Source organism: Arthrobacter sp. GAS37 (assembly GCF_044908325.1).
In the GTDB taxonomy this organism is placed as follows: Bacteria; Actinomycetota; Actinomycetes; order Actinomycetales; family Micrococcaceae; genus Arthrobacter; species Arthrobacter ramosus.
In genome coordinates this window covers 49,690-61,834 of record NZ_JBIYDB010000019.1, presented here as the reverse complement: position 1 = coordinate 61,834, position 12,145 = coordinate 49,690, and the positions used below count along the sequence as shown (strand labels likewise).

Annotated in this window: 12 protein-coding genes and 1 pseudogene; 10 read left to right on the top strand and 3 right to left on the bottom strand. The window is 62.8% G+C overall.

The window, feature by feature from the left end; translation table 11 throughout:
• Window positions 1-49: 49 nt before the first annotated feature.
• Window positions 50-400 carry a bifunctional 3-phenylpropionate/cinnamic acid dioxygenase ferredoxin subunit gene (locus ABH924_RS15550; protein ID WP_234753213.1) on the bottom strand — a complete coding sequence of 117 codons (351 nt, stop codon included), beginning with the start codon at window positions 398-400 and terminating at the stop codon, window positions 50-52.
• Between the two features lie 233 nt (window positions 401-633).
• Here ABH924_RS15550 and ABH924_RS15545 point away from each other — a divergent pair, with 233 nt between their 5' ends.
• The 4 genes from ABH924_RS15545 to ABH924_RS15530 are packed head-to-tail and all read left to right on the top strand — an operon-like array spanning window position 634 to window position 4,790.
• The gene (locus tag ABH924_RS15545; RefSeq protein WP_404500145.1) at window positions 634-1,830 is read left to right on the top strand and encodes an NAD(P)/FAD-dependent oxidoreductase; all 1,197 of its coding nucleotides are present in this window, start codon (window positions 634-636) and stop codon (window positions 1,828-1,830) included.
• A 45-nt stretch (window positions 1,831-1,875) separates the two neighbouring features.
• Window positions 1,876-3,012, top strand: a complete 1,137-nt coding sequence (locus ABH924_RS15540) for an aromatic ring-hydroxylating dioxygenase subunit alpha (protein ID WP_404500143.1) — start codon at window positions 1,876-1,878, stop codon at window positions 3,010-3,012.
• Window positions 3,013-3,072: 60 nt separating this feature from the next.
• Entirely contained in the window at window positions 3,073-4,161 is a 1,089-nt protein-coding gene (locus ABH924_RS15535; RefSeq protein WP_404500141.1) for an S-(hydroxymethyl)mycothiol dehydrogenase, read from the top strand.
• Complete coding sequence (locus ABH924_RS15530; RefSeq protein WP_404500139.1) at window positions 4,158-4,790, top strand: MBL fold metallo-hydrolase; 633 nt, start codon at window positions 4,158-4,160, stop codon at window positions 4,788-4,790. The genes ABH924_RS15535 and ABH924_RS15530 overlap by 4 nt, the downstream gene beginning before the upstream one ends.
• A gap of 6 nt (window positions 4,791-4,796) precedes the next feature.
• On the opposite strand, the gene ABH924_RS15525 is transcribed toward ABH924_RS15530, so the two are convergent.
• Window positions 4,797-5,621: an IclR family transcriptional regulator gene (locus ABH924_RS15525; RefSeq protein ID WP_404500137.1), complete on the bottom strand. Its 825-nt coding sequence runs from the start codon at window positions 5,619-5,621 to the stop codon at window positions 4,797-4,799.
• Between the two features lie 118 nt (window positions 5,622-5,739).
• Between ABH924_RS15525 and ABH924_RS15520 the strand changes: the two genes are divergently transcribed.
• From ABH924_RS15520 to ABH924_RS15510, 3 genes are all read left to right on the top strand, one after another.
• Window positions 5,740-6,477, top strand: coding sequence for a VOC family protein (locus ABH924_RS15520; protein WP_404500135.1), 738 nt, complete (start codon window positions 5,740-5,742; stop codon window positions 6,475-6,477).
• 406 nt (window positions 6,478-6,883) lie between these two features.
• Window positions 6,884-7,777, top strand: a complete 894-nt coding sequence (locus ABH924_RS15515; RefSeq protein WP_404500133.1) for a hypothetical protein — start codon at window positions 6,884-6,886, stop codon at window positions 7,775-7,777.
• Window positions 7,762-8,043, top strand: coding sequence for a hypothetical protein (locus tag ABH924_RS15510; RefSeq protein WP_059388145.1), 282 nt, complete (start codon window positions 7,762-7,764; stop codon window positions 8,041-8,043). The genes ABH924_RS15515 and ABH924_RS15510 overlap by 16 nt, the downstream gene beginning before the upstream one ends.
• Window positions 8,044-8,421: 378 nt before the next feature.
• Here ABH924_RS15510 and ABH924_RS15505 read toward each other — a convergent pair whose 3' ends face one another.
• The gene (locus ABH924_RS15505) at window positions 8,422-9,093 is read right to left on the bottom strand and encodes a GntR family transcriptional regulator (protein ID WP_404500131.1); all 672 of its coding nucleotides are present in this window, start codon (window positions 9,091-9,093) and stop codon (window positions 8,422-8,424) included.
• 154 nt (window positions 9,094-9,247) lie between these two features.
• Here ABH924_RS15505 and glyA point away from each other — a divergent pair, with 154 nt between their 5' ends.
• The 3 genes and pseudogenes from glyA to ABH924_RS15490 form a co-directional block, all read left to right on the top strand.
• Complete coding sequence (gene glyA, locus ABH924_RS15500) at window positions 9,248-10,618, top strand: serine hydroxymethyltransferase (RefSeq protein WP_404500186.1); 1,371 nt, start codon at window positions 9,248-9,250, stop codon at window positions 10,616-10,618.
• On the top strand, window positions 10,615-11,835 hold the full coding sequence (locus ABH924_RS15495; protein WP_234753222.1) for a sarcosine oxidase subunit beta family protein: 1,221 nt from the start codon (window positions 10,615-10,617) through the stop codon (window positions 11,833-11,835). The genes glyA and ABH924_RS15495 overlap by 4 nt, the downstream gene beginning before the upstream one ends.
• A 24-nt stretch (window positions 11,836-11,859) precedes the next feature.
• A pseudogene (locus ABH924_RS15490) lies at window positions 11,860-12,141 on the top strand (sarcosine oxidase subunit delta); the annotation flags it as partial.
• Window positions 12,142-12,145 lie beyond the last annotated feature (4 nt).

Genomic DNA, 12,145 nt, shown 5'->3' with positions numbered 1-12,145 from the left:
CGGGTTGCTCCTGAAGTAAGTGGTGTGGAAGTTTGGGGCTCGCCGGACCCTAGACGTGGCCGTCGACAGTCAACCCGGGCGGAAGGTTGGGGGCGTCTTCGGATTCTTTGACCATGATCTGGCCATCCACTACCAGGACTTCGTGGACCCTGATGGGCAATTTGGCGGGAGGCGCGTCGGCGGCTCCCGTGCGGAGGTTGAACTTTGAAGCATGAAGGGGGCACTCTACCCAGCAGTCCTCTACCCAGCCGTCGGCGAGCGAGGCGTCTTGGTGGGTGCAGGTGTCGTCGAGGGCAAAGAGTTCGCCCTCTTCGGTGTGAAATACGGCAATGGGCGGAGACGTGTCGAGTCGAATCGCGTCCCCCGGAGCCAACGAGCTAAGCGGGCAAGCACTGTGCATCTCACGAACCTTCTTTCACCGGGCTGGTCGAAACCTGTGGGGCGGTTGTCTCATGATCAACGCTGATCACAATACGCAACAGAGTGATTGACCTCACAGGGACTTGTCAAGGGGTTTAATTTCCTGCGCAGATTCCTTGACACGCGATGTGAAGTCGGTCACGCTGTTTCGCATAATGAAGTTTGTTGCGTATTGCGCAATAAACTTTCGAACGGCTCGGCGAGGAGGAAGCCATGGAGACATTGGCAATCGTGGGTGCATCATTGGCGGGTCTTTCCGCCGCCCGCGCTGCCCGGGCGCAGGGCTTTTCTGGCCGGTTGCTCATCATTGGCGATGAGCAGCAGCGGCCCTATGACCGCCCGCCCCTGTCCAAGGAGTTCCTGGCAGGAAAAATCGGTATCAAGCACGTCATGTTGGAAGCTGAGGAGGCGGGTGCAGATGACCCGCTCCAGGCCGAATGGCTGCTGGGCTCGCCGGCACGAAGCTTTGACGCCGCCACCAAGAGCATCACGCTAGGCGACGGGCGCACTGTGGTGGCTGACGGCGTCGTGATTGCCACAGGAGCCTCGGCCCGCACACTGCCTGAACTTGCGGGCCTAGCCAATGTGTTTACGCTGCGGACTCTCCAAGATGCCCAGGATCTGGCCCCGGAGCTCGTTGCCGGCAGCCGCCTGTTGGTTGTGGGCGCGGGCTTTATCGGCGCGGAGGTCGCATCAACAGCCAAGGGCTTGGGAATGGACGTAACCATTATCTGCAAGAGTGAAGTGCCGCTTAGCGCTCCGCTCGGTCCGGAGATGGCTGCCGTCATGGCCACGCTCCATGGGATCAATGGAGTGGAGCTGATTTGTGACACGGGAATCGACTTGTATTACAGCTACGAAGGAAATGTGACCGGTGTCCGGCTCAGCGACGGCCAGTACCGTTCCGCCGACGTCGTACTCCTCGGAATCGGTGCGGTCCCCAACGTCGGGTGGCTGGCCGGTTCGGGCCTGGCGATCGACGACGGCGTCACATGCGATTCGATGGGCCGGACCAACGTCCCCGGCGTGGTTGCGGTGGGAGACTGTGCGGCCTGGTTCGACGAACGCAGCGGGCGGCACCACCGCGTGGAGCATTGGAGCGGCGCGCAGGAACGTGCCGCCCTTGCCGTGACCGGGCTCTTGGATCACTCCGCCGCGCCTCTTCCCCTCAACCTGCCGTACTTCTGGTCTGACCAGTACGGAGTGACGCTCCAGTTCGCCGGCCATGCGCGGGACGCAGAGCGCGTCGAGATCGAGGCGGGGCAGCTCGAGAACCACAGCTTCCTGGCCGTGTATTACCGGGGCGAGGAACCGGTGGGCGTTCTGGGTGTGAATCAGCCGCGCCTGTTTACCCGTTGGCGCCGACAACTCAACGCCCGCAACGCCCCGCCCGTCCTGGCAACCCCTTAGACACCCTCAAGCCCCACCCGCTTTCATCACTGAATAGGAGTCAGCATGACCACTGAAGTTGTTTCCCCCAGCCTGATCCCCACTCTCCCCGGCCACACCTATGTCAGCGAAGACATCTTCCGCGCCGAGCAAGAACATATCTTCGAAGAAATGTGGTTCTGCGCAGTGCGGACCGCGGACCTGGAAAAGGCCGGCTCGTTCAAAACGGTGCAGATCGGCCGCGAGAGCGTGCTCATCAACCGCACCCGCAAGGGGGAAGTCCGCGCGTTCTACAACATCTGCCGGCACCGCGGCGTGAAGCTGTGCATGGAGGAGTCCGGCGAAGCCAACCGCTCGTTCCAGTGCCCGTACCACGCCTGGACCTACGATCTTGAGGGAAAGCTCATCGCGGCCCCCAACCTCACCAAGATGCCGGATATCGACCGCAACGAATACGGGCTGGTCAAGGTCCACGTCCGCGAATACATGGGCTACGTCTGGGTCTGCCTCGCGGATGAGCCACCGTCGTTCGAGGACGACGTCATGGGGGCGATCGAGGAGCGCCTCGGGGACCTGCGGGCTGTTGACGACTATGACATCGCGAACCTGAGCCTTGGCCGGCGCATCAAGTACGACGTCAAGGCCAACTGGAAGCTCATCATCGAAAACTTCATGGAGTGCTACCACTGCGCTACGATCCACCCCGAACTCACCGAAGTCCTGCCCGAGTTCGCCGACGGCCTGGCAGCGCAGTATTTTGTGGGCCACGGCGCCGAGTTCGGCGACGACATCAAGGGCTTCACGATTGACGGTTCCGAGGGCCTGGATCGAATTCCCGGAGTCGGCGATGACCAGGACCGCCGCTACTACGCAGTGACCATTAAGCCGAATGTCTTCGTCAACCTGGTTCCTGACCACGTCATCATCCACCGCATGTTCCCGTTGGCAGCGGACCACACGATCGTTGAATGCGACTGGCTGTACCTCCCCAGCGTGGTGGAATCCGGCAAGGACGTGAGCGCTTCGGTGGAGCTCTTCCACCGGGTCAACGAGCAGGACTTCGACGCTTGCGAACGCTGCCAGCCAGCCATGGGCTCCAAGATCTACGCCAAGGGCGGCGTCCTGGTGCCGAGCGAGCACCACATTGAGGCGTTCCACAGCTGGGTCACCAGCAAGATCGCCGACGTACCCGCCCACAGCTAGCCTGAGGACTGTCTGTCTTGTAACGAGCTACCGCGAACCTAGGAAAAGGAAACGCAGCCAATGGTTTACAAAGTAAGGGCGGTCATCGCCAAGGAAAAGAACGCTCCGGTCTCGGTGGAGACCATCCTGGTGCCGGACCCCGGTCCGGGCGAGGCACTGGTGGACATCCTCACTTGCGGCGTCTGCCACACCGACCTGCACTACAAGCAGGGCGGCATTACCGATGATTTCCCCATCCTGCTCGGCCACGAGGCCACAGGCGTGGTCAGCGCCGTGGGGCCGGACGTCACCGAAGTGGCGCCAGGGGACCGGGTGATCCTGAACTGGCGGGCGGTCTGCGGAGAATGCCGGGCGTGCGCCAAGGGCCAGCCGCAGTACTGCTTCAACACGCACAATGCCACCCAGAAGATGACGCTGGAGGACGGCACGGAGCTTACACCGGCCCTGGGGATCGGCGCCTTCGCAGAGAAGACCCTCGTTGCTGCCGGGCAGTGCACCAAAGTGGACGACGACGTCGATCCGGCCGCCGTCGGGCTGCTCGGCTGCGGTGTGATGGCAGGGATCGGTGCCGCCATCAACACCGGTGAGGTCAAGCGCGGCGAGTCCGTGGCCGTGATCGGCTGCGGCGGCGTCGGCATCGCTGCCATCGCCGGGGCGAAGCTCGCCGGCGCCACCACGATCATCGCCGTGGACATCGACGCCAACAAAATCGAGATGGCCAGGTCCCTGGGCGCCACGCATGGTGTCAACTCCAGCCAGGAAGACCCCGTGGAGGCCATCCGGGCGCTGACCGGCGGCAACGGCGCCGACGTGGTGATCGACGCCGTCGGACGCCCCGAAACGTACAAGCAGGCCTTCTACGCCCGCGACCTCGCCGGCCGCGTGGTGCTGGTCGGCGTCCCGACGCCGGACATGAAGCTCGAACTGCCCCTGCTGGACGTCTTCGGCCGCGGCGGTTCGCTGAAGTCCTCGTGGTACGGGGACTGCCTGCCTTCCCGCGACTTCCCGATGCTGGTGCAGCATTACAAGCAAGGCAACCTTGACCTGGACGCGTTCGTGTCCGAACGGATCACCATCGACCAGGTGGAAGAAGCGTTCGCCAAGATGCACGAAGGCAAAGTGCTCCGTTCGGTAGTGGAAATCGCATGAGCGTCACCATCGAAAACCTCGTCACCTCGGGCACGTTTTCGCTCGACGGCGGCACGTGGGACGTGGACAATAACGTCTGGATTGTCGGCAACGACGACGAATGCGTGATCATCGATTCGCCGCACGACGCGGAGGCGATCGTCAACCAGGTCCGTGGCCGGAAGGTGCGCGCCATCTTGCTCACCCATGCCCACAACGACCACATCGGAGCAGCGCTCGACGTGGCGAAGGCCGTGAACGCGCCGATCCACCTGCACCCCGCGGACATGGTTCTCTGGGAGCAGGTGTATCCGGATGCCGCGCCGGACCGTTATATTTCAGACGGCGACATCTTCGAAGTGGCGGGCACGGCCTTGCAAGCCATCCACACGCCGGGCCACTCGCCGGGTTCCACGTGCTTCTACCTGGAAAGCGCACGGACAGTGTTCACGGGAGACACACTCTTCGACGGCGGCCCAGGAGCCACCGGCAGGTCCCACAGCGACCACCCGACCATCCTGGCCTCGATCCGGGAACGCCTTCTGACGCTTCCGGCGGAAACCGTGGTCCGGACCGGCCATGGCGGGGACACCACCATCAAAGCCGAGGACGAAAACCTCGCCCAGGCAGCGCGTGATCGCCAGGTTTGACGGACCCTAGGCGCCGCTGGCTGCGGTGTAACCCATCTTGACGCTGATTGAATACCCGGCCTGCTTGAGCGCATCGAGCAGGCCGGGTATTTTTTCCGGCTCGAATCGGAAGGCCGGGCCGGAAAGGCTAATTGCTCCGATTACCGTGCCGCTGTGGTTGCGGATCGGAACGGCGACAGCGTTGAGTCCGCGTTCGAGTTCTTCATACGTGGCCGCGTATCCGGCCTCCTCAATGACCGGCATTTGCTGCTCCAGCTCGTCGCGGTCGGTGATGGTGTGTGGCGTGTATCGCGCTTGGCCGGCTTCCCTGAGAACGCGGTCACGCGTCGCAGGCGGCAGGGCAGCAAGCATGACCTTGCCGCTGGACGTGGCGTGGAGCGGGGTGAGCCCACCGATCCAGTCCTGCGTGCCAAGCGTGTTGGGGCCAATGGCCTGGTCCACATTGACCGCGAAATTTGACCGCAGCACTGCCAGGTTGGCGGTCTCAGCGAACTTCTCCGCCAGGGCCTCGAGGTCTTCCCGGGCCTCCCTTACCAAGCTGAGTCGGGCCGGAATGGCACTGGCCAAGCGCAGGATGTTGAAACCGAGTTGGTATTTTCCGCGCTCGTGGTTCTGCTGCACCATGCCACGTGCGTCCAGGGCGCTTAGCAGGCGCGACGCCGTTGACTTGTGGACGCCCATTTCCTCCGCGATCTCACTTACCCCGGCATCGCCGTTGCGGGCGATGATTTCGAGCACGGTGATGGCCCGGTCCACGGACTGCACACCGGCGTGGTGCGCGCCGGCGGGATCGGTATAGGGGTCGTTGGCAAGGCTTGCGTCAGCGTCCATGTGGTTCATCGTCTCAAACGCCGTCAAATGCGCGGCCTCTCCGGGCTGCGTGTCCTGGCTGTGTGTCCTGGGATGCTGCCCGTCTATCCTGTCTTGCCTGGATATAGGATCGGGCGGTATGGCACTGCGACTTGTTCAAGTGAATTTCAAGGCCCGGGATGACTCGGCTCTCGGCCGGTTTTGGGCGGAAGCGCTCGGGTGGGGTGTTTCCAGCGAAGGACCCGGTGTGAGCAATGTCGAACCCGTGGGCTTCGTCGGGCCGGACCCTGCCGCCGTGTGTGTCGATGTCGTCACCGTCCCGGACCCCGAGACGGTGAGGTACCGCGCCCACCTGGACCTCGGCACCACCTCAGCGGCCCATCAAGCGGAGCTTGTGGCGCGCCTGTTGAAGCTCGGCGCGACGCCCGCCGACATCGGCCAGGGCGATGTGCCGTGGACGGTCCTGGCCGACCCGGAGGGCAACCTGTTCTGCGTGCTGGAGCCTCGGCCGATCTACCGGGACACCGGGCCGATCGCCGCGGTGGTGGTCAACTGTGCGGATCCGCGGGCCATGGCCCGGTTCTGGAGCGGGGCGATGGACTGGACCCTGCACGAGGTGACCGACGATTTTGCGAGGCTGCGTTCGGCCAAGGGTGTCGGGCCGTATCTGGAGTTCGTCCGCACACCCGCCGCGAATGCCGTGTCTGGCCGTGTCCATCTCGACCTGCGGCCATACCCCGGCGATGATCAAGCGGCAGAGGTGGCCAGGCTGCGGGCGCTGGGTGCCACGGACGCCGACGTCGGCCAAGGCGATGTGCCGTGGGTGTGCCTCGCCGACACGGAGGGCAACGAGTTCTGCGTCCTCACTCCAGCCTGACCAGCGCTTCGGGGTTAACGGTTCGCCGAACCAGCAGGGGAGCTGGGAACGAAAGGCGGAGGCCTAAAATCATTGTCCGTTAGGTTCCCGGGTCCATGCGTCATCCAGCGAATGACTAGGAGGGCCACAATCAAAGCAAGTGCGGCGCCAACCAGTAAAACAGGAAATTGCCACTTCATTCTCCGCATCCGCAAACCCCTCGATCCAAAACAGCTGGTCAAGACGTGATCCGGTGCGACAGGGATACCGAACTGGCCAGCCTGCCCGCATTCCTTCGCCCACCTCGAACCTAATGGCCCATGTTGGAAGTTGTTTTTGGTTTGGCTTTGGCGAGGATTTCCTTGGGTGTCTTGATCACGCCCTCACGCTCAGGGTTCTATGTGCTTCCCCTCGCTACCACTCAAATATGGGCGATTCGCCACTCATTTTGATTCGGAAGACCACTCAGTGCAGGTTTCCCTTGTTAGCGTTTGTCATGAAGGCCCCCCGTCGCGCCTTAAAGAACTCGGTGTATCTGTTCTTTCGATTACCGAAAAGGAACATCGATGAGGCCTTCGTGAGGCGGGTCGTCGACCACGCCCATGACAGTTTCACGATTGGGGACCAAATGAATTTCAAAGGGATCCTGGCCTGTCTGGCCATTTCTGCGCTCCTAACCGCTTCAACAGCGACACCCGCCATAGCTGACGTCGATGCCAACGCGGGAGGCGGTCCGGCGAGATTGGAAAACGCGCCCAAGGAAGCCGCGAAGGCTGAGGCCGTAGCCCGCAAGGTCTTCGAGTCCGATAATCCCGAGCTTGCGGCCAAATCGCTCGGCTCGGAAGAGCTTAGTTTGTTTGAAGCCTATAGCGCGGTCGCGAATGTCATCAGTTCGCCGAAAAGCTACGCTCCGGCAGATAGTCTGGCCAAGCAATCCACATTGAAGGGAATAACGCCTGCTCAGTTCGGCACTCTGGCTTCCGGATGCTGGAACACTTCATCCTGGGTTATAGGCACGAATGCCTTTGGAGGGTGGCTTTACAAGCTGACCGTTAGTGGCGGATGGTGTGGCAACGGTTCCTCAGCAACACATTCATGGTTCAACGGCACGTGGGGTGAGACGTTTGCAATTGGGTGGCGCGACAATGGTCAGGTCTCCAGCCACGCAATCATCTCGGGCGGCTCGGCTAAAATTGTCGGACAGCGCGAGTTCAAACTCGGTGTCGGGGGTTGGGACGTGTCGTCGCCCCGGCCCTGCGTGCGGATCATAGGTCACGGCAATGGTGAAAAAGGAGATGACCAATCATGCAGCCCTTGGTAAGAAAGCGCTCAGGCGTTGCGCTCTCCAGGTTTTTCCTGCTGGGAGCGGCCATCTTGTTGATTTTGCCGCTCTATCCATTCACAGCTATCTCTGCTGTCCTGTCAGGATCTGCCCTCTTTCTTGCTGCCAGAGAAGCCCCCAGTCGGAACCGCACCCTCACGTTGGCCACGGCCGTTGTGCTGCTCGGAATGGTCATCCTCTTGACGCTCCTGAGCCTGCAGACAGGAACCATTGGCCCCCACAGTGGCGAGGTCTCGAAAGTGTAGCTCCCGCTATTCAACGCTCTCCGGCGCGCACGACGGCGACACGCCCCGAAAAGGACGTGTCGCCGTCGTTGTTAATTCCTTTGGTGCGGCCCGCCGTCGATCGCCAAGACCGTTCCTTCTTGGGCGCCGTCGTGCCACACTTGGTGGACTATCGAGTGACTGGGGGGATCCGGGTCAGGAGATTGGTATGCGTGTTCTGATGCACCCCCGCACCTCGGGCCGCCGACTGGTGGTGAGCGAGCCGTGATCATCGGTTGGGCTTACCTCATGGCGGGAATTATCTCAGTTGATTCGCTCTTGCTGGGGCTGCTGCTGTTGAACGTGAAGTGGCCTAAGCGCTGGAAGAGGAACGGCTAGGCGCCAGGGTATGTGCCGAACCTAGAGCACCTTGCGGATCGTCTCTTCGAAACTCACCACGTGGTGCAGGGCGAGCGCCGCCGCGCGGTCCTCATCGCCGTCGGCGATTGCGGTGAGCAGCTCAGCGTGCTCTGCGACGTGGCCTGTCACGGAAGGCATCTTGTCCAGCATGTGGCACCAGATGCGGGTTGCCAGGTTGTCGTAGCGGATCAGTACGTCCTCGAGGTGCGGATTGGCCGCGGCCTTGTAGATGAGCCGGTGCACCTGGATGTCGTAGCGCATGAGTTCCTGCTGGCTGGCGTCGTGTGCTTCCAGGCCGCTGATGGCGGCGGCCACCTCGCGCAGTTCTTCCCGCAGCTTGGGGCTGGCCATGCGGGCAGCCCGCCGTGACGCCAAGGGCTCTAGCAGCTCGCGGATTTCGGAGACGTCCGCCAATTGGGTGATGTCGACGCCGGTGGCGAAGGTTCCGCGGCGGGGATATGACACGACGAGGTGGTCGCTTTCGAGCCGCTTGATGGCCTCGCGCACGGGAGTCCGTCCGATGCCGAGTTCCGTGGCAATCTGCCCGTCGTTGATAGGGTCTCCGGGTTTGATGTCCAGCATGATGAGCCGGTCGCGCAGGAGCAGGTAGGCGTTTTCCGCCAAGGACGTTCCCTGCGTGCCTGTGTCCAGTGCTTCCAGTGCAGTGCTCATGTGCCCTCTCCCGTTTGCCACAATTCCAAGTCTGGCTGTTCAGTTGCTGCCGGGCTGTTGACGGTTGTGTGATCTCCAACATACTATGGCAACAGTTCTAATATATCAGTTGCTGATTAGTCAGTAAATATAAGTATCTCAAAAGGAGAACATGATGGTTGAACCGCTGATCCGCCCACTCGCCCAGGCGGACCCGGAGGTTGAACAGGCGATCGCCCAGGAACTCATCCGCCAGCAGTCCACGCTGGAAATGATCGCCTCCGAAAACTTCGCCCCTGCAGCCGTCATGCAGGCACAGGGCTCGGTCCTGACCAACAAGTACGCCGAAGGCTATCCGGGCAAGCGCTACTACGGCGGCTGCGAGCATGTGGACGTCATCGAGCAGCTGGCCATCGACCGCGTCAAAGCCCTTTTCGGCGCCGAAGCCGCAAATGTCCAGCCGCACTCCGGCGCCCAGGCCAACGCCGCAGCCATGTTCGCGCTCCTCGAGCCGGGGGACACCATCATGGGCCTCGACCTCGCCCACGGTGGGCACCTGACCCACGGCATGCGCATCAACTTCTCCGGCAAGCTGTACAACGTCATCCCGTACCACGTCAGCGAATCCGACCTCCGGGTGGACATGGCCGAGGTTGAAGCCCTGGCCCTGGAACACCGCCCGAAGCTGATCGTTGCCGGCTGGTCCGCGTACTCGCGCCACTTGGATTTCGCCGAATTCCGCCGCATCGCCGACCTCGTGGGTGCCTTCCTCATGGTGGACATGGCCCACTTCGCCGGCCTCGTCGCAGCGGGACTGCACCCCAACCCGGTGCCGTATGCCGATGTCGTGACCACCACCACCCACAAGACCCTCGGCGGTCCGCGCGGCGGAGTGATCCTGTCGAAGGAAAAGTACGCACGCAAGATCAACAGCGCAGTCTTCCCCGGCCAGCAAGGCGGCCCGCTGGAGCACGTGATCGCGGCCAAGGCCGTCGCGTTCAAAATGGCGGCAGAGCCCGAATTCCAGGAACGCCAAATGCGGGTGCTGGAAGGCGCCAAGCTCCTTGCCGAACGGCTCCTGAAGGAGGATGTGGCCGCAGCAGGAATCTCGGTGGTCAACGGAGGCACCGACGTCCACCTGGTCCTCGTTGACCTGCGCCACTCGGAACTCGACGGGCAGCAGGCCGAGGACACCTTGCACCGCATCGGCATCACCGTGAACCGCAACGCCGTCCCGTTCGACCCGCGTCCTCCGATGGTTTCCTCGGGACTCCGCATCGGCACCCCGGCACTCGCCGCCCGCGGCTTCGGCGCCAAGGAATTCGCGGAGGTAGCAGACATCATCGCGACGGCGCTGATCGCCGCAGCATGCAGCGGCACGGACAACTGTGGCACCCCGGGCGACCACGCCGCCGTCGAACTCCGGGCGAGGGTTACCGCGCTCGCCGAACAATTCCCGCTTTACCCGCATCTTTCCCAGACCGGCAGCGGCAACGACGCCGCTGCCACCGAACTTGAGGCAGAAATGATTGGAGCAGCCCAGTGAGCGCAGACCAACTCCCCGAACACCCGGATTTCCTGTGGCGTAACCCGGAGCCCAAGGCCTCCTACGACGCCGTGATCGTGGGCGGTGGCGGCCACGGCCTGGCCACCGCGTACTTCCTGGCCAAGAACCACGGAATGACCAACATCGCCGTCCTGGAAAAGGGCTGGCTGGCCGGCGGCAACATGGCCCGGAACACCACCATCATTCGTTCCAACTACCTTTGGGACGAGAGCGCTGCCATCTACGAGCACGCCCTGAAGCTCTGGGAGATCCTGCCCGAGGAACTTGAATACGATTTCCTCTTCAGCCAGCGCGGCGTCATGAACCTTGCCCACACCTTGGGCGACGTCCGCGAAAGCGTCCGCCGCGTCGGTGCGAACAAACTCAACGGGGTCGACGCCGAATGGCTGGACCCGCAGCAAGTCAAGGAACTCTGCCCCATCCTGAACATCAGCGACAACATCCGCTACCCGGTCATGGGCGCCACCTACCAGCCCCGGGCCGGCATCGCGAAGCACGACCACGTCGCCTGGGCCTTCGCCCGGAAGTGCGACGAACTCGGCGTGGACATCATCCAGAACTGCGAAGTGACGGGCTTCCTCAAGGACGGCAACCGCGTGGTAGGCGTCAAGACCAACCAAGGAACCATCCACACCGAAAAGGTTGGCCTCGCCGCGGCCGGCCACAGCTCGGTCCTCGCCGAAATGGCCGGCTTCCGCCTCCCGATCCAGTCCCACCCGCTCCAGGCGTTGGTGTCCGAGCTGCATGAACCCGTGCACCCCACCGTGGTCATGTCCAACCACGTGCACGTCTATGTCTCCCAGGCCCACAAGGGCGAACTGGTCATGGGCGCCGGGGTCGACTCCTACAACGGCTACGGCCAGCGCGGGTCCTTCCATGTGATCGAGCACCAGATGGCTGCCGCCGTCGAACTCTTCCCGATCTTTGCCCGGGCCCACGTGCTCCGGACCTGGGGCGGAATTGTGGACACCACCATGGATGCCTCGCCGATCATCGGCACCACCCCGGTGGAGAACATGTTCGTCAACTGTGGTTGGGGAACGGGTGGCTTCAAGGGCACCCCGGCTGCCGGCCTGACCTTCGCCCACACCATCGCCACGGGTAGGCCGCACGAGCTCAACAAGCCTTTTGCGCTGGAACGCTTCGAGACCGGTGCCCTGATCGACGAACACGGCGCCGCCGCCGTCGCCCACTAGCCGCAGCCCTTTAGGAGACCAACCATGCTGCTCATCAGCTGCCCCAATTGCGGGCCACGAGACGAAACAGAATTCCACTACGGCGGCCAGGCCCACGTGGCCTATCCGGAAAACCCGGACGCGCTGACGGACCGCCAGTGGGCCGAGTACTTGTTCTACCGCGACAACACGAAAGGTGCCTTCGCCGAGCGCTGGGTGCACAGCACCGGTTGCCGCCAATGGTTCAACATGCTCCGTGACACCGTCAGCTACGACATCCAGGCCGTCTACAAGATGGGCGAACCGCGCCCCGATGTGAACACCTCAGCAG